General features: G+C 67.7%; 19 protein-coding genes and 1 pseudogene. 8 read left to right on the top strand and 12 right to left on the bottom strand.

What is annotated here, in order from left to right; all coding sequences use genetic code 11:
- Nucleotides 1-1,340: pseudogene (locus SREC43747_RS0110890) on the bottom strand (glutamate synthase subunit alpha); the annotation flags it as partial.
- A gap of 497 nt (nt 1,341-1,837) precedes the next feature.
- Entirely contained in the window at nt 1,838-3,070 is a 1,233-nt protein-coding gene (locus SREC43747_RS0110885) for a glycosyltransferase family 87 protein (RefSeq protein WP_236623137.1), read from the bottom strand.
- A gap of 415 nt (nt 3,071-3,485) precedes the next feature.
- Between SREC43747_RS0110885 and SREC43747_RS0110880 the strand changes: the two genes are divergently transcribed.
- Complete coding sequence (locus SREC43747_RS0110880) at nt 3,486-4,136, top strand: 4'-phosphopantetheinyl transferase family protein (RefSeq protein WP_236623136.1); 651 nt, start codon at nt 3,486-3,488, stop codon at nt 4,134-4,136.
- Nucleotides 4,137-4,241: 105 nt separating this feature from the next.
- On the opposite strand, the gene SREC43747_RS0110875 is transcribed toward SREC43747_RS0110880, so the two are convergent.
- Nucleotides 4,242-5,201 carry a ring-cleaving dioxygenase gene (locus tag SREC43747_RS0110875; protein ID WP_029721275.1) on the bottom strand — a complete coding sequence of 320 codons (960 nt, stop codon included), beginning with the start codon at nt 5,199-5,201 and terminating at the stop codon, nt 4,242-4,244.
- A gap of 60 nt (nt 5,202-5,261) precedes the next feature.
- Complete coding sequence (wrbA, locus tag SREC43747_RS0110870; RefSeq protein WP_029721274.1) at nt 5,262-5,882, bottom strand: NAD(P)H:quinone oxidoreductase; 621 nt, start codon at nt 5,880-5,882, stop codon at nt 5,262-5,264.
- 152 nt (nt 5,883-6,034) lie between these two features.
- Between wrbA and SREC43747_RS0110865 the strand changes: the two genes are divergently transcribed.
- The gene (locus SREC43747_RS0110865; protein ID WP_051387939.1) at nt 6,035-6,532 is read left to right on the top strand and encodes a MarR family winged helix-turn-helix transcriptional regulator; all 498 of its coding nucleotides are present in this window, start codon (nt 6,035-6,037) and stop codon (nt 6,530-6,532) included.
- Between the two features lie 95 nt (nt 6,533-6,627).
- Here SREC43747_RS0110865 and SREC43747_RS0110860 read toward each other — a convergent pair whose 3' ends face one another.
- From SREC43747_RS0110860 to SREC43747_RS0110850, 3 genes are all read right to left on the bottom strand, one after another.
- Nucleotides 6,628-7,404, bottom strand: a complete 777-nt coding sequence (locus tag SREC43747_RS0110860) for a crotonase/enoyl-CoA hydratase family protein (RefSeq protein ID WP_029721272.1) — start codon at nt 7,402-7,404, stop codon at nt 6,628-6,630.
- A 437-nt stretch (nt 7,405-7,841) separates the two neighbouring features.
- Nucleotides 7,842-9,002, bottom strand: a complete 1,161-nt coding sequence (locus tag SREC43747_RS0110855; protein ID WP_029721271.1) for an acyl-CoA dehydrogenase family protein — start codon at nt 9,000-9,002, stop codon at nt 7,842-7,844.
- 8 nt (nt 9,003-9,010) lie between these two features.
- On the bottom strand, nt 9,011-10,534 hold the full coding sequence (locus SREC43747_RS0110850) for a 3-hydroxyacyl-CoA dehydrogenase (protein WP_029721270.1): 1,524 nt from the start codon (nt 10,532-10,534) through the stop codon (nt 9,011-9,013).
- A 186-nt stretch (nt 10,535-10,720) separates the two neighbouring features.
- Between SREC43747_RS0110850 and SREC43747_RS0110845 the strand changes: the two genes are divergently transcribed.
- Complete coding sequence (locus SREC43747_RS0110845; protein ID WP_029721269.1) at nt 10,721-11,929, top strand: acetyl-CoA C-acetyltransferase; 1,209 nt, start codon at nt 10,721-10,723, stop codon at nt 11,927-11,929.
- Nucleotides 11,930-11,982: 53 nt separating this feature from the next.
- Here SREC43747_RS0110845 and SREC43747_RS0110840 read toward each other — a convergent pair whose 3' ends face one another.
- From SREC43747_RS0110840 to SREC43747_RS0110825, 4 genes are read right to left on the bottom strand one after another with little or no spacing between them, the layout of a single operon-like run.
- Nucleotides 11,983-14,073 carry a xanthine dehydrogenase family protein molybdopterin-binding subunit gene (locus tag SREC43747_RS0110840; protein WP_029721268.1) on the bottom strand — a complete coding sequence of 697 codons (2,091 nt, stop codon included), beginning with the start codon at nt 14,071-14,073 and terminating at the stop codon, nt 11,983-11,985.
- Nucleotides 14,070-15,059: an FAD binding domain-containing protein gene (locus tag SREC43747_RS0110835; RefSeq protein ID WP_029721267.1), complete on the bottom strand. Its 990-nt coding sequence runs from the start codon at nt 15,057-15,059 to the stop codon at nt 14,070-14,072. Before SREC43747_RS0110835 ends, SREC43747_RS0110840 begins: the two co-directional genes overlap by 4 nt.
- Nucleotides 15,056-15,544, bottom strand: coding sequence for a (2Fe-2S)-binding protein (locus SREC43747_RS0110830; protein WP_029721266.1), 489 nt, complete (start codon nt 15,542-15,544; stop codon nt 15,056-15,058). The genes SREC43747_RS0110835 and SREC43747_RS0110830 overlap by 4 nt, the downstream gene beginning before the upstream one ends.
- A 51-nt stretch (nt 15,545-15,595) precedes the next feature.
- The gene (locus SREC43747_RS0110825; RefSeq protein WP_051387940.1) at nt 15,596-15,970 is read right to left on the bottom strand and encodes a hypothetical protein; all 375 of its coding nucleotides are present in this window, start codon (nt 15,968-15,970) and stop codon (nt 15,596-15,598) included.
- 340 nt (nt 15,971-16,310) lie between these two features.
- Here SREC43747_RS0110825 and SREC43747_RS0110820 point away from each other — a divergent pair, with 340 nt between their 5' ends.
- Both SREC43747_RS0110820 and SREC43747_RS0110815 read left to right on the top strand, forming a co-directional pair.
- A complete protein-coding gene (locus SREC43747_RS0110820) occupies nt 16,311-16,526 on the top strand; it encodes a DUF8847 domain-containing protein (RefSeq protein WP_029721264.1) in 216 nt (71 codons plus the stop codon).
- Between the two features lie 131 nt (nt 16,527-16,657).
- Nucleotides 16,658-17,497 (top strand): exodeoxyribonuclease III, encoded by an 840-nt coding sequence (locus tag SREC43747_RS0110815; protein ID WP_051387938.1) that lies wholly within the window; start codon nt 16,658-16,660, stop codon nt 17,495-17,497.
- On the opposite strand, the gene SREC43747_RS0110810 is transcribed toward SREC43747_RS0110815, so the two are convergent.
- Nucleotides 17,458-17,877, bottom strand: a complete 420-nt coding sequence (locus SREC43747_RS0110810; RefSeq protein WP_269077833.1) for an Lrp/AsnC family transcriptional regulator — start codon at nt 17,875-17,877, stop codon at nt 17,458-17,460. The two genes, SREC43747_RS0110815 and SREC43747_RS0110810, sit on opposite strands and share 40 nt — an antisense overlap.
- Before the next feature lie 180 nt (nt 17,878-18,057).
- Here SREC43747_RS0110810 and pdhA point away from each other — a divergent pair, with 180 nt between their 5' ends.
- Genes pdhA through SREC43747_RS0110795 form a run of 3 tightly spaced genes read left to right on the top strand, consistent with a single transcriptional unit; the run spans nt 18,058 to nt 21,349 of the window.
- Nucleotides 18,058-19,119 (top strand): pyruvate dehydrogenase (acetyl-transferring) E1 component subunit alpha, encoded by a 1,062-nt coding sequence (gene pdhA, locus SREC43747_RS0110805; protein WP_201768678.1) that lies wholly within the window; start codon nt 18,058-18,060, stop codon nt 19,117-19,119.
- A complete protein-coding gene (locus tag SREC43747_RS0110800; protein ID WP_029721260.1) occupies nt 19,119-20,132 on the top strand; it encodes an alpha-ketoacid dehydrogenase subunit beta in 1,014 nt (337 codons plus the stop codon). The genes pdhA and SREC43747_RS0110800 overlap by 1 nt, the downstream gene beginning before the upstream one ends.
- Entirely contained in the window at nt 20,129-21,349 is a 1,221-nt protein-coding gene (locus tag SREC43747_RS0110795) for a dihydrolipoamide acetyltransferase family protein (RefSeq protein ID WP_029721259.1), read from the top strand. The genes SREC43747_RS0110800 and SREC43747_RS0110795 overlap by 4 nt, the downstream gene beginning before the upstream one ends.
- Nucleotides 21,350-21,370 lie beyond the last annotated feature (21 nt).

Raw genomic sequence — 21,370 nt, 5'->3', positions numbered from 1 at the left:
CCCTTGTCCAGCCACTCCTGGTACGGGTGCTCGGCAGCCAGCTGTCCCTTGATCTCGTCGTCTTCGATGACGCGTCCGGCTTCGGTGTCGACCAGGAACATCCGGCCCGGCTGCAACCGTCCTTTGCGGATGACCCTGCTCTGGTCCATTTCGAGCACGCCGACTTCACTGGCCAGCACGACGAGCCCGTCTTCGGTGATCCAGTAGCGTCCCGGACGCAGACCGTTGCGGTCGAGCACGGCGCCGATCTGGGTGCCATCGGTGAACGCCACCAGCGCCGGGCCGTCCCACGGCTCCATCAGGTAGCTGTGGAACTCGTAGAAAGCCCGCCGTTCGGGGCTCATCTCCGCGTGGTTCTCCCACGCTTCGGGGATCATCATCAGCACGGCGTGCGGCAGCGAACGCCCACCGAGGTGCAGCAGCTCCAGCACCTCGTCGAAGGTGGCGGAGTCGCTGGCGTCCGGCGTGGCGATCGGGTAGAGCCGCTCCAGGTCGCCGGGGATCAGCCCGGTGGCGAGCATGCTCTCCCGGGCCCGCATCCAGTTGCGGTTCCCCTTGAGGGTGTTGATCTCCCCGTTGTGCGCGATGAACCGGTACGGGTGCGCCAGCGGCCAGGCCGGGAAGGTGTTGGTGGAGAAGCGCGAGTGCACCAACCCGATGGCGCTGGTGAAGCGCTCGTCCTTCAGATCCGGGTAGAACAAGGGCAGCTGCTCTTCGGTGAGCATTCCCTTGTAGACGATCGTGCGAGCCGAAAGGCTCGGGAAGTACACGTCGGCTTCGTGCTCGGCCCGCTTGCGCACGCAGAAGGCCTGCCGCTCGAAGGCGAGCACGTCTGCGCCGGATGCGTCGTCGTCCCCGCGTCCGATGAACAGCTGCTTGAAGGCCGGCATCGTCTTCCGGGCGGAAGTACCGGAATGGTCCGGGATCACCGGCAGTTCTCGCCAACCGAGCAGCCGCAAACCTTCTTCCGCGACGATGCGCTCGATGACGCGCACCGCTTCTGCCGCTGCGTCTTCGTCAGCCGGCAGGAACGCAGTGCCCACCGCGTATTCGCCCCGCGCGGGCAGTTCGAAGGGGACCACGGAGCGGAAGAACTCGTCGGGCACCTGGGTCAGCAGACCGACTCCGTCCCCCGTTTCCGGGTCCGCCCCTTTCGCGCCGCGGTGCTCCAAGTTCCGCAGCGCGGTCAGAGCTTTTTCCACGAGGTCGTGGGTGCGCCGACCTTTCAGGTCAGCCACGAAAGCAACGCCGCATGCGTCGTGCTCATAGGTGGGGTCGTACAACCCCTGGGCAGAGGCGCCACGCTGCGCCCGGTTTGTCGATCCATGAGATCGGGGCATCGGACCTCCCGTCGTCAGGCCGGGGGCCCGCCTTGGTGCAACTGCTACTCCCGGGGGCCCCCGCAAAAACCTTTTGGAGGGCACTGACAAAAGGATGCGCCGTTGCACTCTTGGTCAGTTTCGGGCACTTTACATTCCCAGAGGCCGTGAGGCTACCGCCAAGTAACCCCTTTGTTGAGCGGAAGTTGCCGCTCGCCATGAACTGGGACGTTTGTGCCATTCCTCGTTCTACCTCGAGGAATCTGGCGAACAACAGTAACTCAACTCTAACCTCGCGGACGAATGCCAGTGGTATTGTTCACGCTCGTATTGCGCACCGAGAATTCGCGGATCAACCAGAGCAAATTCGATTCAGCCCGGATCTGATGTGATGCGCATCACTGCATTGGCCTGATCTTCACCGAGAAGACGAAATGCCGGCCGCCCGCGCCCAACAGCTCCCGCTGCGGCACAAGCGACCGGCCTCGCGAAGGGCATCTCCGGCTTTGCCGGGAATATCAGTTCTGCACCACTTCTCCGGCGAGCTCCCCGCCCCGCTTCGAATTGACCAAGACGTACCGCAGCAGCAGGGCGGTGAAAGCGAGCCCCAACAGCAGGTAAGCATTGCCGAAGAGGTGCTGCCAAGCAGTCCACGGAGGACCGCTGGGGAAGCTCCGGAACGGGGCCATCACCACGGCCACCGTCGTCACCACCGCTGCCAGCAACCAGCCGGGGCTGCGCAACCGCACCGCGTACCCGAGCATGACCAGCAGCCCGGGAACGCACCACACCCAGTGATCCGACCACGAGGTCGGCGAGACCAACAAGGCGAGGAGCCCGTTGGACACCACGGCCAGCGCCGGCTCAACCCGCCGCAGGCAAACAACGACCGCGGCCACGCACAGCGCCCCCAGCAGCAGCCACAGCGAATTGGTCGCCGCATCGGACATTTGGAAGCGGGCGAGCGCGCCCATGATCGCCTGGTTGGTGTGGTAGGCGGAGCCGCTCACCCCGTGGGCCGGTCCACTGCCGAACCAGTAGTCGACCGAAGCGGCGAAGTCGAGCACGAATCCCAGAGCCGTTCCACCAATGGCGGTCAGCACGGCGATCGCGGCTGCCCGGTAGTCGCGCCTGGCGAGGAAGAACAGCAGGAACGCGGCCGGGGTCAACTTGATCGCCGCTGCCACCCCGACCAGCATCCCCCGTGGCCAGCGCGGATGCGGCACCAGGCAGTCCAGCGCGACGAGCCCCATCAAGGCGATGTTGACCTGGCCCAGCCCGAAATTCGAATACACCGGCTCCAGGAACAAGGTGAACGGGAGCAAGGACAACGCCACCGCCGCCGCGCCCCGCTTCCCTACCACCGGCCACAAGTGCCGGGTCACCAGGTACAGGCAAGCACCGAGCGCGGCGAGATCCACCAAGTAGAGCAGCAACAATCCGGCCGCGAACGGCAGGAGGGCGAACACCGACAGCGGCAGCAGGGCGAACGGCGGGTACACCCAGGGCAACACGAGCCCTTGGCCCACCGTTGGAGCGCTGCTCGTGAGATCTCCGCCGGACAGCCAGGTGTGCACCGCCCACCGGTAAACCTGGTAGTCGACCGAGATCCGGTGGTTCAGGCCCGCTTTGCCCGTCCACATCATCCAAGCCATGGAGAGCACGACCGCGGGCAGCGCGGCCGCGATGATGCGACGGTAGTGGCGGACAACACAACCGCGAACACGGTCCGGCAGACTCCCCAGGTTCAAGACAGCATGGCCGGACTTGAACTCAACTGTCGCCAACTGGGTCCTCTCGATCGTGCGCTTGCTGGCTTGCGCGTTCACCGCAGCGCCGGACGCGCGCCCCACGCAGCGCGAACCCCCGTTTGATCTAGCTGGTACCAACCTTATCCGGACGCGGTGAACGCGACGTGCGCACCGGGCACCTGGGGAACCGGAGATCGGAGTCACAACACCGGTTGGGCGCCGAACGCGGGCAACACGCCCGGTGTTCTCGCCACTGCGCACCGGAATTGCCCGAACGAGACGGAATCCCCGTGTGACAGATCGGTTGCCGGAAGTTTTCCCGACATTTCCGCCGTTCTCCTCGGAGCGGAACAGCGGAAGGCGCTGCGCGGACCACGTCCGTCCGGCTCGCCGGCACAACCGTTACGCTGACCTGGTGCTTTCCGGATCTCCGGGTCTGTTGCGGCAGATCGCTCCAGCAGCAGTTCGCTGCACCGAGGTCTTCGCCGACCCACCGGACGCAGCGCTGTTCCCCGAAGAGGAGGCCTACGTCGCAAGAGCGGTGGAGAAGCGCCGGAGGGAATTCACCACCGGGCGCTGGTGCGCACGCGCTGCTCTGCAACAGCTGGGCATCGCACCGGCTCCGCTGCTGCGGGACGAGCGCGGTGCGGTTCGTTGGCCGGCCGGGGTGCGCGGCAGCATCACGCACTGCCCCGGCTACCGGGCTGCCGCCGTGGCATGGGCGAGCCAGGTCAGCGCGCTCGGCATCGACGCCGAGCCGCACGAACCGCTTCCCGAAGGAGTTCTCGACGTCGTGGCGTTGCCCGACGAGCAGCGCGGGTTGGCCGCTCTGGGCACCGCGCTGCACTGGCCGCGTGTCCTGTTCAGCTGCAAAGAAGCCGTCTACAAGGCGTGGTATCCGCTCACCCGGGAATGGCTGGACTTCTCCGAGGCCAGTATCGAGTTGGATCCGGCGGGGAGCTTCACCGCTCGGGTGCACAAGGCGAACGCCCGCGCAACCGGGTTCACCGGCCGCTGGCTGGTGTCCAGCGGGTTGGTGGTCACCGCGGTGTGGCAGGCGCGCTGATCCGTTCCGCAGCGGAGCGGGGCGCGGCACCCGAAGCCGGCCCCGCGGGGGTGGTCGCTGGGGAGCGGACCGGCCCGGTTCGTGACCAGCAGCGCCAGTTCTCCGTCATCGACCGGGGTTGTTCTCCTCGGGCAGGCCCAGCTCGGGCAGCGCAGCGGCGATCTGCTCCCGGTCCGGCTCCAGCCACGGGGGCAGTTTGAGCGCGCGACCGAGTTCCAGCAGCGGCTCGTCGTAGGTGAAGCCGGGCCCGTCGGTGGCGATCTCCAGCAGTGTCCCGCCGGGTTCCCGGAAGTAGATGGAGCGGAAGTACTGCCGGTCCCGAACTTCGGTGACGTCGACGCCCGCTTCGACGAGTTCGCCGCGCCACTGCAGTTGGGCTTGCTCGTCCGGGGCTCGCCAGGCCACGTGGTGCACGGTCCCGGAGGCGACCAACCCCCGCGGCTCCCCCGGGGTGACCAGCACGTCCACCAGCGCTCCGGGGCCGCCTTCGCCGGCTGCGAACCGGAACCTGTTGCCCTGCTCCGCTTCCAGCCGCAGGCCGAGCCTGGTCAGCATTCCCGCGGTGGCTTCTTCACCGGTGACCGAGAGCGTGACCGAGTGCAGGCCGCGGATGGCGTGCTCGCCGGGGACCAGCTCGTTGTCCCACGGGTTCCGGGGATCCGGTTGCGGGTGCGCGACGAGTTCCAGGGCGAGCCCGTCCGGATCTTGCAGGGGCAGGACTTCCTCCCCGTCCCGGGTGCGGATCTCACCGGTCTGCGCGCCGTGATCGGCCAGGTGCTTCTGCCACCAGCCCAACGACCCCTCGGGCACCGAGAAAGCCGTGGTGGTCGCCTGGCCAGTGCCCCGGCGACCTGCGGGGGCTCCCCGCCACGGGAAGAAGGTGAGCAACGTGCCGGGGCTTCCGCTCTCGTCTCCGTAGTAGAGGTGGTAGGTGCCCGGGTCGTCGAAGTTGACGGTCGTCTTCACCAACCGGAGTCCGAGCGCGCGCAGGTAGAAGTCGACGTTGCGCTGCGGGTCCCCACCGATCGCGGTGACGTGGTGCAGTCCGGAAGTCGCGATGCTCATTGCTCCCCCTCCCCGCGGGCTGTGCAGGGGGTGGCCCTGCACAGCCGCCTCGGATTCGACTCAGGCAGCAGCCCGCCCGTTCTTGAGCTGCTGGGCGATGGTGACCACGCGCCGGGCCTGCACGGCCGCGGACTTGCGGGCCACGTCGTCGACCTTGTTCTCCCCTTGGGCATCGGCGTGGCTGGTGCCGTAGGGGTTGCCGTCCACGAACTTGGCGGGGTCGGTGAACCCGGGGGCCACGACGATGCCGCCGAAGTGGTGGAACGAGGTGTACAGCGAGAGCAGGGTGGCCTCCTGGCCACCGTGCTGGGTGGAGCTGGAGGTGAACCCGCTGTAGACCTTGTCGGCCAGCTCCCCGTTGGCCCACTGCCCGCCGAGCGTGTCGAGGAACTGCTTCAGCTGCGAGGAAACGTTGCCGAAACGGGTCGGGGAACCGAACACCACGGCATCGGCCCACACCACGTCGTCCGGAGTGGCCTCGGGGATGGACTTGGTGGCTTCCACATTGGCCCGCCAAGCCGGGTTGGAGTCGATCGCCGATTCGGGAGCCAGCTCGGCAACGCGGCGGAGCCGGACCTCGGCGCCAGCGGCCTCGGCCTCTTGAGCCAGGGTCTTGGCGATCTCCGCGATCGTGCCGGTGGCCGAGTAGTAGATGACGCTGAGCTTGACGGGGTCGCTCATGGTCAGAACTTCCTCCAGGGAACGAGGCTTCAAGGAACAATCCTCTTACTAGAAAGAGGTTAGCTCGAATACCACTTTTCGGCAAGATGCTTTTTAGGAAGTGGCTTCGCTTACACTATAGACTGGTACCAGCGAGGGGAAGGAGCGTTGTGGTGAGCAGCGAAGGGGTAGCCCGCACCACGGCCGAGTTGGCCGACGACCCGTACATCAACGACGACGAGATCGTCACTTGGTGGGGGTTGGTCATCGAGGGCTACCACACCACTCAGAACCGGTTGATGGGGGAAATAGCCGAACGCTTCGACCTGGCCCCGGCGTCGTTCGACATCCTGCTCCGCCTGGTCCGCACCCCGGGGTATCGCATGCCGATGACCAAGCTCGCCCGGGAAGCGGCGCTCAGCAGCGGGGGGTTCACCAAAGTCGCCGACCGGCTGGCCAAGGCCGACCTCATCCGGCGGGAACCGTGCGAATCCGACCGGCGAGTGACCTACGCGGTCCTGACCGAGCACGGCCTCGACGTCGCCAAGCGCTCCAAGAAGGCCTGCGCGGAAATCCTGCGGGAAAGCGTGCTCAAACCCCTGGGCCAGGAGTCCTCCGCGGCGCTCGCCGAGGCGATGCGCACCCTCCGCGCCGCCAACGGCGGGGAATGATCCGCCCGTCGAACCGGTCGTCGCGGTGAACGCGGAAGAGCGCGCCCGCACCAGGTGCGTGGGCGCGCTCTTCCGCCGACCAGCACTTCGGTTGCTCACGAGAAGCTGCCGTGCCGGCCGAATCCCGCTGCGAACCGAGCAGCACCCGCAGCCGCATCGGTCCGCAACGATTCCAACCCGACGCGCGTTTCGAACTCCAACGCCTGCTCCTCCGGAAGCCCCTCTTGCTGGTAGACCGACCTCCTGTCGTTGCGCAGGCAGGTCTGCGGGAATGCCGTGAGCTGGCGAGCCAGGGCTTCCGCTTCCTCCCGTGCTGTTCCCGGAGCGACAACCCGATTGGCCAAGCCGAACGACAAGGCTTCGGACGCATCGACCGGCCGCCCGGTGAGGATCATGTCCATCGCGCGGCTCGTGCCGATCAGCCGGGGCAAGCGCACTGTTCCACCGTCCACCAGCGGCACGCCCCAACGCCGGCAGAAAACACCGAAGACCGCGTCGGTCGCCGCCACTCGCAAGTCGCACCACAGGGCCAGCTCCAAGCCACCTGCTACCGCGTACCCCTCCACTGCCGCGATCACCGGCTTGCTCAGCTTCAACCGGGTCGGCCCCATGGGGCCGTCGCCAGACGGTTCCACTTCGTTGCCCCGCTCCGTGCCCACCGCCTTCAGGTCGGCGCCGGCGCAGAAGTTGCCCCCTGCTCCCCACAGCACCGCGACATCGGACTCGCGGTCGGCTTCGAACTCCTTGAACGCGTTGGCGAGCTCCCCGGCCATGGGGCCGTCAACCGCGTTGCGCCGTTCCGGGCGGTTGAGAACGACGGTTGTCACGCGGTCGTGCTTTTCCACGCGAATCGACTCGTACTGGTCCGGCATCCTCGTCTCTTCCAGAAGCAGATCGCGAACCGCGATAACCGATCGACCATCGAACGCAGCCAGCTCCGTGATGCACTTCGGCTGCTCGCTCCGCCTCGCAGCGCAACGGCCGGCGCCACCCCAGCAGGCGCCGTGCGAGCGGCCGGCCAGCTTCGTCGTGCGATCACGGTGCTCCGTCGAATGTCGCCTTTTCCCGCGGTGAGCCCCGAAGCTCACGTCGCAAGGTCTTTCCTACCGGAGACCGCGGAACGGAATCCACCGCCACGACCCGTTTTGGAACTTCCAGACCAACGAACCCGCGCAGTTCCTCGGCACCCGGGCCGAGGCACGGACAAAAGCCGTGCCGGCTGCAACACCCGCACCCGCTCGAACCCGACCACCGCGGAGAACGCGAAGCGCGCCCGCACCAGGTGGGCGGGCGCGCTTCACCGACGAGCTCAGCTCAGTGCGTCCACACCGGTCAAACCGCGACCGATGATGAGCTTCTGCACCTGACTGGTGCCCTCGTACAGGGTCAGCACCCGGGCGTCGCGCAAGTACTTCCCGACCGGGTACTCGTCGATGTACCCGTAGCCACCGAAGACCTGCAGAGCGTTGTTGGCCACCCGCACCGCGGTTTCGCTGGCGTAGAACTTGGCCATCGACGAAGCCATGGTCAGCTCCTGGCGCGTCGCTCCGCGCTCGGCCAACTGCGCAGCTCGCCAGGTCAGCAGTCGAGCGGCTTCGACCTCGACGGCGGACTCCGCGAGCAGTTCCTGGACCAACTGCCGGGAGGCGATCGGCGAGCCGAACTGGACCCGCTCCCCCGCGTACTGGGTGGCCGCGCTCAACGCGGCCTGGGCGACTCCGACCGCACCGGCCGCCACCGAGATCCTGCCCTTGGTCAACGCACCGAGAGCGATCCCCAGTCCCTTGCCCACTTCGCCCAGCCGAGCGCTGTCGGGCACCCGGACTCCGTCGAGGACCAGTTCCGCGGTGGCCTGCCCGCGCAAGCCGAGCTTGCCGTGCACGGTGTTGGCGGTGAAGCCAGCGGAGTCGGTCGGCACCAGGAACGCGGTGATGCCGCGCCCGCCGTCGTCGCTGGTGCGGGCGAACACCAGCGCGACATCGGCCCAGGTGCCGTTGGTGATGAACATCTTCTGCCCGGTGATCACCCAGTCGTCGCCGTCCCGCTGCGCGCGGGTGGTCAGCGACGCGGGGTCCGAACCGGCGTCCGGCTCGGTCAGGGCGAAGCAGCCCAAGCCGTCACCGCTGGTGAGCAGCGGCAGCCAGCGTTGCTTCTGCTCCTCCGTGCCGTGGGTGGCGATCGACTTGGCCACCAGCCCGAGGGAAACCGACACGATGCCCCGCACCGAGGAATCACCCCGGCCGAGTTCCTCGATCACCAGCGCGTAGCTGAGCATGTCGGCTTCCACCCCGCCGTACTCCTCGGGGATGGTCAACCCCAGGAATCCGAGCTCGCCGAGCTTGTTGACGATGCCGAGATCGACTTCCTCACGGCGGTCCCACTCCCGCACGTGCGGCACGATCTCGGAGTCCACAAACTTGGCCGCCATGTCGCGAAACGCGACCTGCGTGTCGTTGAGTTCCAAATCCACAGCGGCACCTAGTTCCCGATCACTTGTTCTGGCGTGGTTCCGACTTCGGTCAGCTCGATGCCGAGAGCAGCTCGTTCGGCGAGCCACCTGCTCGGCCGGTAGCGCGGATCACCGGTGGCCGTGAACAGCGCGCGCAGCACTCCCAGCAGCCGATCGGGGCCGAACTGCTGCCCCCACTCCAGCGGTCCCCGCGGGTAGCCCAGGCCGAGCCGCACCGCGGTGTCGATGTCCTGCGGGCTGGCGAGCCGCTGTTCCGCGATGAAGCACGCGGTGTTGACGATCGCGGCCAGGATCCGCGGTGCGATCAGCCCCGGCGCGTCCCGCACGATGCTCACCGGACGTCCGGTGGCCGCCAGCGCCGCCCAGAGCTCCCGGGCGGCCTGCGGCTCGGTCGCGGGGTGCACGCCCACGGTGTACCGGCTGTCCCACCCCAGAACGTCCACCCCGCAGGTGCGCTGGGCCGGGAGTCCGCGGGAAAGGGCCTGATCGGCGGCGGACTCGCCGGCGACGGTGAGCGCCACGACGGCCTGCTCCGAAGGCCGCTCGGTTCGCTCCACCGGGACGCCGGCCCGCTCCAGCCGGTCCAGCAGCTCAGCGCTGTCCGACCAGACCGGGAGACCGGTCGCGGCGGGCGGCTGCGGCTGCGGCGGTTCCTGCTTCCCGTCCTCGGTGTAGGAGTAGAAACCCGCCCCCGATTTGCGTCCGAGCAGCCCGGCCTCCAAGCGGTTGCGGGTGACCGGGGAAGGACGCAGCCGAGGCTCGGCGTAGAAACCGGACCAGATGCTCTCCAGCACCGGGTGCGAAACGTCGAGGCCGGTCAGGTCCAGCAGTTCGAACGGCCCCATCTTCAGCCCGAGCACGTCCCGGCAGATGCGGTCCACCTCGGCCGGCTGGGCGAGCCCCTCCCCGAGGATCTGCAGCGCTTCCGTCACCAACCCGCGGCCGGCGTGGTTGACCAGGAACCCCGGGGTGTCGGTGGCCTGCACCGGCTGGTGCCCGAGCCGGCGCACCAGCTCGGCCAGGGCTTCCGGGATCCAGTCGGCTGTGCGGACGCCGGGGATGACTTCCACCAGCCGCATCAGCGGGACCGGGTTGAAGAAGTGCAGCCCGGCCAACCGGCTCGGGTCGGCGAGGGCGGCTGCGATCGAGGTGACCGGCAGTGAGCTGGTGTTGGTGGCGAACACCGTGCGCTGCGGGCAGACCTTCTCCAGCTCGCTGAACAGCTCCCGCTTGGTCTGCAGGTCCTCCCGAACGGCCTCGATCACCAGGTCGCAGTCCGTCGGGGCGGTGGGGCTGTCCACCGGGTGCAGCCGGGCTCGCGCGCCCTGCGCCTGCTCGGCGGTCAGCTTGCCCTTGCTGACCAGCTTGTCGAGCATCCGCTGCACGTGGTCCACTGCTGCCGACACCGCTTCTGGAGAGACGTCGGCGAGTTCGACGTCCAGGCCCGCGGTGGCGGCCAGCTGGGCGATTCCCCGCCCCATCACGCCGGTACCGACCACCCGGATGGTGCTGACCTGCTGCGCCCACTGCATGGTCGTCCTCCCTAGCTTTCCCGTCCAGGACCATCCCACGTTCGCAGCTAGAGCGTCCAATACAGAATTCAGCACCCACTGATACGGAAAACAACATAATCGACGGCGGCCCAGACCTCCCACGGCTGTGTTAACAACGGAAGCAGCGGACTGGAAGTCCGTGTACCTGCAAAGGAGCGAGATCAAATGCGCGAAGCGGTGATTTGCGAACCGCTGCGGACCCCGATCGGCCGGTTCGGCGGAGCGTTCAAGAACGTACCCGCGGTCGACCTCGCCTCGACCGTGATTCGGGCCTTGCTGGAACGCACCAGCCTGCCGGGATCTGCGATCGACGAAGTCGTCCTCGGCAACTGCTACCCGAACAGCGACGCACCGGCCATCGGCCGGGTCGCAGCGCTGGACGCCGGATTGCCCATCGAGGTCGGCGGCTACCAGGTCGACCGCCGGTGCGGTTCCGGCTTGCAGGCCATTGTGGACGCAGCAATGCAGGTGCAGACCGGGGTCAGCGACGTCGTTCTCGCCGGCGGCGTGGAAAGCATGAGCACTGCCCCGCTGTACACCACCGAAGCGCGGTGGGGAGTTCGCGGCAGCGGCATCCAGCTGCACGACTCGCTGGCCCGGGGCCGAGTGACCGCCGGCGGGAAGAACTACCCCGTTCCCGGAGGAATGCTCGAGACCGCTGAGAACCTTCGCCGCGAGTACCAGATCTCGCGCGACGAGCAGGACGAACTCGCCCTGCAGTCCCAGCAGCGCGCCGCGGCAGCCATCGAAGCCGGGAAGTTCGACGACGAGATCGTCCCGGTCGCGGTACCTTCCCGCAAGGGTGACACCATTGTGGACAAAGATGAGCATCCGCGGCCGGAGACCACTCTGGAAGACCTGGCCAAGCTGAAACCAGTACTGGCCAAATCAGACCCAGAAGCAACGGTGACGGCCGGCAACGCCAGCGGCCAGAACGACGCCGCTGCGATCTGCATCGTGACCACCCCGCAGCGGGCCGACGAACTCGGCCTGCGCCCCCTGGTGCGGCTGGTGTCCTGGGCACGTGCCGGTGTTGCGCCGCAGACCATGGGGATCGGTCCGGTGCCGGCGACCGCCAAGGCACTGCAGCGCGCTGAACTGCAGCTCTCCGACATGGACCTGATCGAGCTCAACGAGGCTTTCGCCGCCCAGGTGCTGGCCTGCACTCGGGAGTGGGAGTTCAAACCAGCCGACTTCGAGCGGTTGAACGTCAACGGGTCCGGAATTTCGCTGGGACATCCGCTCGGCGCTACCGGCGCTCGCATCCTGGCGACCATGGCTCGGGAAATGCACCGCCGCGACGCCCGGTACGGCTTGGAAACGATGTGCATCGGTGGCGGCCAGGGGCTTGCCGCCGTGTTCGAACGCGTCTGAGCGCTTCCGCGGGGGTGCCAGGGCGGAAGCCCCGCCACCCCCGCGGCTCCCGATCACCACTGCAGGAACTTGTCCAGGGTGAGCGGCAGCTCCCGCACCCGGATCCCCGTCGCGTGGTAAGCAGCATTGGAGATCGCTGCTGCCGTGCCGACGATTCCGAGTTCACCGATTCCCTTGGTCCCCATGGGGTTCACGTACGGATCGGATTCCTCGATCCAGTCGACCTCCAACTGCCCGATGTCGGCGTGCGTGGGGATGTGGTACTCGGCCAGGTCGTGGTTGACCACGTGCCCGAATCGGCGGTCTACGACGCTCTGCTCGTGCAGCGCCATCGAGATCCCCATCGTCATCCCGCCGATCAGCTGGGAACGCGCGGTTTTGGCGTTGACCACCTGGCCGACGGCGAAAATGCCCAGCATCCGCGGCACGCGCACTTCACCCGTGTGGGCGTGCACCGCCACCTCGGCGAACTGAGCCCCGAAGCTGCGCATGGCGTACTGCGCTTTGTGCGGGTTCTTCGGGAACTTCCCGGTCACTTCCACCCCCTCCATGGGAATTTCGGCCCCCGGCGGCAATTCCTCCCGCAGTTTGCGCGCAGCGTCCACGATCGCGGACCCCCAGCAGGTGATTCCGCTGGACCCTCCGGCTCCGGAAGCCCACGGCAGGTCCGTGTCACCGATGCTCAACTGCACGTCTTCCAGGTCGACGCCCAAAGCGTCCGCGGCGATCTGGGTCAGCGCCGTCCAGGTGCCGGTACCGATGTCCGCCGCCCCGATCAACACGCGGTAGCGACCGTCCGGCTGGGCTCGGATGATCGCCGACGTGCCCGGTCCGCCGGTGACCGGGTACGTGGAAGCCGCCACTCCAGTGCCCACCCACCAGTCCCCGGAGCGCTGAGCTCGCGGCCGCGGATTCCGTTCCGCCCACCCGAAGCGGCGGGCTCCTTCCCGCAAGCATTCGACCAGGTGCCTGCTGGAGAAGGGCTTCTTGGTGTCCGGATCGCGCTCCGGTTCGTTGCGCACCCGGAATTCCACCGGGTCCAGGCCGCAGGCGATGGCCATCTCGTCCATCGCGACTTCCAAGCCGAACATGCCCGGGCACTCCCCCGGGGCCCGCATCCAGGAGGGCACCGGAACGTCGAGCGGAGCGACCCGGTGCGTGGTCCGGCGGTTGGGTGCGGCGTACATGGTTCGGCTGGGAACGCCCGTCTGCTCGGCGAACTCCTTGATCCGAGAGGTCTGTTCGACGACGTCGAAGGAGATCGCGGTGAGCCGACCGGTCGAATCAGCGCCGAGCCGCACGTGCTGGATGGTTCCGGTCCGATAACCCACCACCGAGAACATCTGCTCCCGAGTCAGGACCATCTTCACCGGTCGAGGCGCCACCAGCCGAGCAGCCATCGCGGTCAGGACCACGTTCGCGTGCGTAGCGCCCTTGGAACCGAACCCGCCACCGACGTGCGGGCTGATCACGTGGATCTGCTCGGTGTCCAGGCCCAGCACCCGGGCGAGGCCGTCCCGGACCCAGTGCACCCCTTGGGTGGAGTCGTAGAGGGTGAGCTCATCGCCCTCCCACCAGGCGATCGTGGCGTGCGGTTCGAGCGGGTTGTTGTGCTCTTGAGGCGTGGTGTAGGTGTGCTCGATCGTGGTGGCCGAGGTGAGCAGCGCCGCTTCGACATCGCCTTCCGCGGTGTCGGTGGCGTGACCTCCGTTGAGGCGGTCCGGCTTGACCAGGTCGTTGCGCGCCGAGTGCAGATCCACGTCGTGTTCCTCGACCTGGTACTCGACGTCCACCAGGTGCGCCGCGTGCTGCGCCGCTTCCGGAGTGCTGGCCACCACTCCGCCGATCAGTTGACCGCGGAAGTGGACCTCCGGGGATTGCAGGACGGCCAGTTCCGCGTCCTCCCCGCTCGCCACCCGAAGCGCGTTGTGGTGGTTGAGGACCACGACGACGCCGGGCTCGTTCAACGCCCTCTCGACGTCCAATCCGGTCACTCGTCCGCGGGCCACGCGGGATTGGATCGGGGCCAGGTACAGCGGTCCTCCGACCGGGTGTTCGGCGGTGTACGCGGCCAGGCCGCGCACTTTCTCCTCTCCTTCGATGCGGTCCACCGAAGCACCGATCAATTTGGTCCGCGTCGTCACGGCAGCGTCACCCCGGTCAATTCGGCCAATGTGCTGACGACGAGATTGCGCAGCAAGGGGATCTTGAACTGGTTTCCGGGCATTGCGCGGGCACCGGCCAGCTCGGCTTCCACCGCTGCGGTGAAAGCATCGACCGTCGCCCGTTCTCCGCGCAGGGCGTCCTCCGCCTGCACGGCCCGCCACGGTTTGTGCGCCACCCCGCCGAAAGCCAGGCGGATGTCATCGATGACGTCATCTCTCATGGTCACGGCAGCGGCTGTCGAGCACAGCGCGAAGGCGAAGGAGGCGCGATCCCGCACCTTGAGGTACCGGGACCTCGCAGCCGGCACCGGGGGCAAGTCGACGGAGAGGATCAAATCTCCTCGTTCCAGAACCGTGTTCTTCTGGGGGGTGTCTCCTGGCAACCGGTGCAGTTCGACGAGTGGAATGCTCCGCTGACCGTCCAGGCCCTGCACCCTCACCACCGCATCGAGCGCCACCATCGCAACCGCCATGTCGGACGGGTGGGTGGCGATGCAGTGTTCCGAGGCACCGAGAATGGCGTGCTGCCGTTGAAAACCCGTCAAAGCTGCGCATCCGGTTCCCGGTTCGCGCTTGTTGCACGGCGTGGACGGATCCTGGAAGTAAACGCACCTGGTGTTCTGCAGAAGATTTCCACCCACCGTGGCCAAATTGCGCAGCTGTCCAGAAGCTCCAGCCAACACCGCTTCGGACAGGACGGGATACCGTTCCCTGATCAGGGGGTCGGAACCGAGATCCGTGTTGGTCACCGACGCTCCTATGCGGACGGCACCATCGTCCAGGAGTTCGATGCGGTTCGAAGTCAGTTCTCTGACGTCCACAATGACCTCAGGAGACTGGACTTCCAGCTTCATCAGATCGACGAGGTTCGTTCCACCGGCCAGGTAAGCAGCGTTCGGGTTGTTGGCGACCACGCGGACCGCAGCTGCCACGTCCCCAGCACGCTGGTACTGGAACGGTTTCATCGCCGGATCGCCTCCGCGATCGCCGGAATGATGTTGGCGTAGGCACCGCACCGGCAGAGATTGCCGCTCATCCGTTCCCGGAGCTCGGCTTCCAAGTCACTGTCGGTGGCCATGGGTGGAGCACCTCTGGCGAGCTCGTCCATCACGCCGACCGCCGAGGCGATCTGCCCGGGTGTGCAGTAACCGCACTGGAAACCGTCGTGTTCGATGAAGGCGCGTTGCACCGGGTGCAGCTGGCCGTCCTCGGCCAGCCCGTCGGCAGTGGTGATCTCGGCTCCGTCGAACGCCACCGCCAGCATCAAGCAGCTGTTGACCCTGCGGTTGCCGAGCAGCACGGTGCAGGCCCCGCACTGCCCTCGGTCGCACCCCTTCTTCGGACTGGTGATCCCCAGCCGTTCGCGCAAGGCGTCGAGCACGGTGGTGCGGGTGTCCACCGCAACCCGGTGCGGCTGGCCGTCCACGGTCAGCGTGATTTCCGCTTCCACAGCGCCTCCCGTCTGCTCCAGCGCTCCGGCCGCCCGGTGGTCTTCCAGCGGTCAGTCGGTCGAGGGCATTTCTCCGAAATCTTCGGCCTCAGCTTCAGCGCGTTCGTCCACGGTGTCGTCCAGCTCGTGCATCCCACTGCTGGAAACCGGCTTGTCCCGGGGGTTCTCCGCGGAAACGTCCGGCACTTCCTCAGCCAGCTGCTCGTCCAGGGTTTCGCCTTCGCGCTGTTCCCGGGGAGTGGGGCGCCGAGCGGCGACCGCCGACCACTGCTCGGGCGGGTCGATGCCGCTCTCCAGCGGATCGACGGCCATCTCGTCCTCGTCCAGGCTTTCGGCGGACTGCAGTTGGGCCGGATCTTCCGGTGCGCCCGCTTCCGGAGACGTCTCGTTGCCGGAAGGAGTGGTCGCGTCCAGCGGATCGGACATGTTCCTCACCTCCTCCGGCAGCTGGCTACCCTCGACGCGTCCCCGGCTAATCACCTCCACCTCCGAGTGGATCACTTCCACCTTGCTATGCTCGCGTGGCCTCGGAAGGCCTGTTCTGGTCCACATCGAACCGCGAGAACTCGGCAGGCCTGCCTGTCGGACCAGTGGCCTGGACCAGCGGTTTCCGGCGAAGAACTCGTTTTTCTTCCTAAAGAAACGGGGCCGGCTTGTCCCCTTTACCTGGCAATTTCCTGGGCCATTCGAGTGAAGCGAGGAACCAAAGCCGTCCAGGGCTGGTCCGATGGAAAAAGAGGTGGTGTCAACGACGGGAGAGGACTCGATGCAGCAGCATGTGCGCGCCGAGCTCATCGGCGGTCCGGAAGACGGCCGGTCGTTCATCATCCCCGTGCTGGAAACCAATCTGCCGATCCAGCAGTTCACGTTTCCTCCCGCTGACGACGGGCACGCCCCCCACGCCCGTTACGACCGGCAGGACATGCGGGATGACGGTGTCTGGCGCTACACCTACGCAGGAGAAGTCGCGGTGTCCCGCTGAGCGACCCACGGCCGGGTCGCACCGGCGCGGAAGAGCGCCCCGCGCAGCCGGCCCGGCCTGCGCGGGGCTCGTCCCGGGCGGTCGCTCGGCGTGGTCGCCGGTGCCACCCGGGGTGTGCCAGTCCCACCGGCATGCGCATCGCCACCTGGAACGTCAACTCGGTCAACGCTCGGCTCCCGCGGGTGCTGAGCTGGCTGGAGCACGTCCGCCCCGACGTGTGCTGCCTGCAGGAGGTCAAGTGCGCACCGGCGGCGTTCCCGTTCACCGAGTTCCGCCAGCACGGGTACGAAGCAGCGGTGCACGCCGCGGGGCGGTGGAACGGTGTCGCCTTGCTCTCCCGGGTCGGTCTCGCCGAGGTGCGGCGCGGGCTGCAGGACGAACCGGGGTATCTCGCCGAAGGAGCTCTGTTCGAGACCACTGAGCCGCGGGCCATCGGCGCCACCTGCGCCGGGGTGCGGATCTGGTCGGTCTACGTGCCCAACGGCCGCGCCGTGGACCACCCGCAGTTCACCTACAAGCTCCGGTGGTTGGCCGCGCTGCGGACGACCGCGGCCGGCGAGCTGCGCACCCCGCGACCGTTCTGCGTGGCCGGGGACTTCAACATCGCTCCCACCGACCGCGATGTTTGGGACATCGCGGAGTTCTCCTCCAGCACCCACGTCACCGAGTCGGAGCGGGCCGAGCTCGCCGAACTGCGGCGAACGGGGCTGGAGGAGGTCTACCCACGCGCGCTGCGCCACGACATCCCGTTCACGTATTGGGATTACCGGGCGTCGTGCTTCGCGCGGAACAGGGGGATGCGCATCGACCTGGTTTTCGGGAACGCGGAATTCACCGCAGCGGTGTCCGATGCCTACGTCGATCGGGAGGCCCGCGCGGGCAGCGGCTCCTCCGACCACGCCCCGGTCGTGGTGGACGTCTTCCCGCAGCGTCAACCGGCCGGGAACTCGTCGAAGATCAACCAGGTGTGACAGCTGCGCACGCCGGGCAGGGACTGGATCTGGTCGAAGACCAGGCTCCGCAGCGACCTGTTGTCCTCGGTCCGGACCTGCACCAGGATGTCGAACTCGCCGGCCACCAGAGCGACGTGTTCGACGCTGTCGATCGCGGCGAGTCGTCGGGAGAGCTCCCGCCAGGTGTCCTGCTCGATGGTCAGCCCGATGAACGCCGCCGTCCGCAAGCCGATGGCGTCCGGGGAAACCCGGGCGTGGAATCCCGTTATCACTCCCTCCCGGAGCAGCCGCTCCAGCCGGGTGTGCGCGTTGGTCCGGGAGATGTTGACCCGCTCTGCCAGTGATCGCACCGACAGCCGGGCGTCCTTGGTCAGCTCTTCGACGATGCGGGCATCCACCTCGTCCAGTGCCGGTGCCGTTTGTCCGGAACGGGCGCTCCGAAGAACCTGCTTTCCGGACAGCTGGCTTCGCATCTCGCTCCTGTTCGGCACTTCGTTCCTATTCATCGGTGATGACTTGTATCACATATGCGCGTTGCCGGAGTATTTCAAGCCAGTCGTCTTCAGGAGGTAGCAGGCATGGCGGAACCGACACTGCTTCCGTCTGAAAAGCCGGTGCAGCTGCTGGAAGATCCCAGCCCGGCGTACTCGCTGCCGGAGCCGCAACGGCTGGTCTCCGCGTATCGAGCCATGGTCGTTGGACGCAGTTTCGACGCCCAAGCGACCACGCTCACCAAACAGGGGAAGCTCGCGGTCTACCCGTCTTCGAAAGGACAAGAGGCCTGCCAGGTCGGGGCGGCGATGTGCCTTTCCGAGGACGACTGGTTGTTCCCCACCTACCGCGATTCGGTGGCATTGGTCAGCCGCGGCATCGACCCGGTCGAGGTGCTGACTTCGATGCGCGGGGACTGGCACTGCGGCTACCACGTGCGCCGAGCCCGCACCGCCGCGCAATGCACCCCGCTGGCCACGCAGACGCTGCACGCCACGGGTTTCGCCTACGGCGAGGCCCGCAAGGGGCGCAACACGGTCGTCCTGACGATGCTGGGCGACGGCGCCACCAGCGAGGGGGACTTCCACGAAGCGCTCAACTTCGCCGCGGTCTTCCGCGCCCCCGTGGTGTTCTTCGTGCAGAACAACGGTTACGCGATCAGCGTGCCGCTGTCCCGGCAGACCGCGGCTCCTTGCCTGGCCGCGAAGGGCATCGGCTACGGCATCCCCAGCGAACAGGTGGACGGCAACGACGCCGCCGCGGTGCTGGCGGTGCTCGACACCGCCGTGGAGCACGCCCGGAGCGGCAACGGGCCGTTCCTGGTGGAGGCGCACACCTACCGGATGGAATCGCACACCAACGCCGACGACGCGACCCGCTACCGGTCGCCCGAAGAGGTGGCGCGCTGGCAGCAGCGGGACCCGATCGCCAGGCTGGAGAAGCACCTGCGGGACAGCGGTTTGCTGGACGACGAGGCGGCCGCCCGGATCGCCGAGGAGGCCGAGGCATTCGCTGCGGGAGTGCGGCAGCGAATGCAGTCCGAGCCGGAGGTCGTCGCAGAGGAGATCTTCCACCACGTCTACTCCGCGCCAACTGCACAGCTGGTCGAGCAGCGCGCGCAGCTTCGTGCCGAACAGGAGGAGCTGTAATGGCACCCACGAGCATGGCCCAGGCGTTGAACGCAGCCCTGCGCGATGCGCTCGCCGAGGACGACAGCGTCCTCGTCTTCGGCGAGGACGTCGGAAAGCTCGGCGGCGTCTTCCGGATCACCGACGGGGTGCAGCAGGAGTTCGGCGAGGACCGCTGTTTCGACACCCCGCTCGCCGAGTCCGGCATCGCCGGTTTCGCGGTCGGCATGGCGATGGCCGGGTTCCGCCCCGTGATCGAGATGCAGTTCGACGCCTTCGCCTACCCGGCGTTCGAGCAGATCACCTCGCACGTGGCCAAGCTGCGCAACCGGACCCGCGGCGCGGTCACGCTGCCGATGGTCGTGCGCATCCCCTTCGGCGGGGGGATCGGTGCGGTGGAGCACCACAGCGATTGCAGCGAGGCCTACTACGCGCACACCCCGGGGCTGAAAGTGGTCACCCCCGCCACTCCGGCGGACGCCTACTCGCTGCTGCGGTCGTCGATCGACGACCCGGACCCGGTGATCTTCCTGGAGCCGAAGAAGCTGTACTGGACCAAGGAAGAAGTGCCGCTTCCGGTGGAGCGGGAGCCGATCGGTCGAGCTGTGGTGCGCCGGCCGGGCAAGGACGTGACCTTGTTGGCGTACGGCCCCACGGTGCCGCTCGCCCTGGAAGCGGCCGAGGCCGCGGCTGCGGAGAACATCGATGCTCAGGTGGTCGACCTGCGCAGCCTGGTTCCGCTGGACGACGAGACGATCACCGCTGCGGTCAGCAGCACGGGCCGCTGCGTGGTGCTCAGCGAAGCGGCCGGTTTCGCTGGCGTGGGCGCGGAAATCGCGGCTCGAGTGCAGGAGCGCTGCTTCCACTCGCTGGCCGCCCCGGTGTTGCGGGTGAGCGGGTTCGACGTGCCGTACCCGCCGCCGAAGCTGGAGCACGCGTACCTGCCGAACGTCGATCGGGTGCTCGACGCGCTGGACCGGCTGCAGTGGAACGACGAACCGGACATCACCTGGCTCGGAGAGGGCGCAGCATGAGTACGTCCCAGGTGTTCAAGCTTCCCGATCTCGGCGAGGGCCTCATCGAGGCGGAACTGGTCCGCTGGTGCGTCAGCCCGGGCGAGGAGATCGAACCGGACCAGGCCGTTGCCGAGGTGGAAACCGCCAAAGCAGCGGTGGAGGTTCCTTGTCCGCACGGCGGAGTGGTCACCGAGCTGCACGGCCAGCCCGGTGATGTGATCGCCGTGGGAGCGCCGCTGATCACGGTCGCCGTGTCCAGCCCGCAAGAGGAGCAGTACCGGGAGGAGGAGCGCGCCGGTTCGGGGAACGTGCTCGTCGGTTACGGGACCGGGCACACCGCGCCGCGCCGGTCGCGCCGGCGCCCCCGGCGGGTCGAGCAGGTGTCCGAGCGCTCCGGGCCGCCGCGGGTGATCTCCCCGATCGTGCGCAAGTTGGCCCAGCAGCACGGCATCGATCTGGCCGGGTTGTCCGGCAGCGGCCCCGGTGGGCTGATCCTGCGCAAGGACGTCGAAGCGGCGATGCGGCGCACCGACTCCACCGGACCGGTGCAGGACGGCGAGAAGCGCACGCCGCTGCGCGGTCTGCGGGCCACCGTGGCCAGCAAGCTCTCCCGCAGCCGGCGGGAAATCCCGGACGCGAGCACCTGGGTGGACGTGGACGCCACTCGGTTGGTGGAAGCTCGGGAGGGCTTGCGCGAGCGCGGTGTCGGGATGCTCGGTCTCATCGCCCGCATCTGCGTCGCCGGCCTGCACCGGTTCCCCGAGCTCAATTCCACTGTGGATGTGGAACGGAACGAAGTGGTCCAGTACGACCGGATAAACCTCGGCTTCGCCGCGCAGACCCAGCGAGGCCTGCTGGTTCCCGTGGTGTCCGACGCGGGACGGAAGAACACCGCCGAGCTGTCCGCGGAAATGGCCGAGCTGACCGAACGAGCGCGCGCCGGGAAGCTGGGCCCGGAGGAGCTCACCGGCGGGACTTTCACGCTGAACAACTACGGGGTGTTCGGTGTGGATGGTTCCACTCCGATCATCAACTACCCCGAGGCGGCCATTCTGGGCATCGGGCGGATCACCGACAAGCCGTGGGCCCACCGGGGCGAGCTGGCGCTGCGCAAGGTCACCCAGCTCTCCCTCACCTTCGACCACCGGGTCTGCGATGGCGGCACGGCCGGCGGGTTCCTCCGCTACGTCGCCGACTGCTTGGAAGATCCCGTTCGGCTGCTCGCCGAGGTGTGAGAACCCGATCGGCCAGCGGCC

It is taken from the genome of Saccharopolyspora rectivirgula DSM 43747 (genome assembly GCF_000497205.1).
In the GTDB taxonomy this organism is placed as follows: domain Bacteria; phylum Actinomycetota; class Actinomycetes; order Mycobacteriales; family Pseudonocardiaceae; genus Saccharopolyspora; species Saccharopolyspora rectivirgula.
Note: the sequence above shows the minus strand (reverse complement) of the source record. Positions and strands in the feature narration are given on the sequence as shown.

What these genes read in the sequence shown, in the direction of transcription:
- SREC43747_RS0110875 (WP_029721275.1), bottom strand. Translation starts at nt 5,201, where the DNA reads ATGAGCATCGCGACTTCCGGACTGCACCACGTCACCGCGATCGGTGGG.
- wrbA (WP_029721274.1), bottom strand. Translation starts at nt 5,882, where the DNA reads ATGAGCGACCCCGTCAAGCTCAGCGTCATCTACTACTCGGCCACCGGC.
- SREC43747_RS0110860 (WP_029721272.1), bottom strand. Translation starts at nt 7,404, where the DNA reads ATGCCGGACCAGTACGAGTCGATTCGCGTGGAAAAGCACGACCGCGTG.
- SREC43747_RS0110850 (WP_029721270.1), bottom strand. Translation starts at nt 10,534, where the DNA reads ATGCAGTGGGCGCAGCAGGTCAGCACCATCCGGGTGGTCGGTACCGGC.
- SREC43747_RS0110845 (WP_029721269.1), top strand. Translation starts at nt 10,721, where the DNA reads ATGCGCGAAGCGGTGATTTGCGAACCGCTGCGGACCCCGATCGGCCGG.
- SREC43747_RS0110835 (WP_029721267.1), bottom strand. Translation starts at nt 15,059, where the DNA reads ATGAAACCGTTCCAGTACCAGCGTGCTGGGGACGTGGCAGCTGCGGTC.
- SREC43747_RS0110825 (WP_051387940.1), bottom strand. Translation starts at nt 15,970, where the DNA reads ATGTCCGATCCGCTGGACGCGACCACTCCTTCCGGCAACGAGACGTCT.
- SREC43747_RS0110820 (WP_029721264.1), top strand. Translation starts at nt 16,311, where the DNA reads ATGCAGCAGCATGTGCGCGCCGAGCTCATCGGCGGTCCGGAAGACGGC.
- SREC43747_RS0110815 (WP_051387938.1), top strand. Translation starts at nt 16,658, where the DNA reads ATGCGCATCGCCACCTGGAACGTCAACTCGGTCAACGCTCGGCTCCCG.
- pdhA (WP_201768678.1), top strand. Translation starts at nt 18,058, where the DNA reads ATGGCGGAACCGACACTGCTTCCGTCTGAAAAGCCGGTGCAGCTGCTG.
- SREC43747_RS0110800 (WP_029721260.1), top strand. Translation starts at nt 19,119, where the DNA reads ATGGCACCCACGAGCATGGCCCAGGCGTTGAACGCAGCCCTGCGCGAT.
- SREC43747_RS0110795 (WP_029721259.1), top strand. Translation starts at nt 20,129, where the DNA reads ATGAGTACGTCCCAGGTGTTCAAGCTTCCCGATCTCGGCGAGGGCCTC.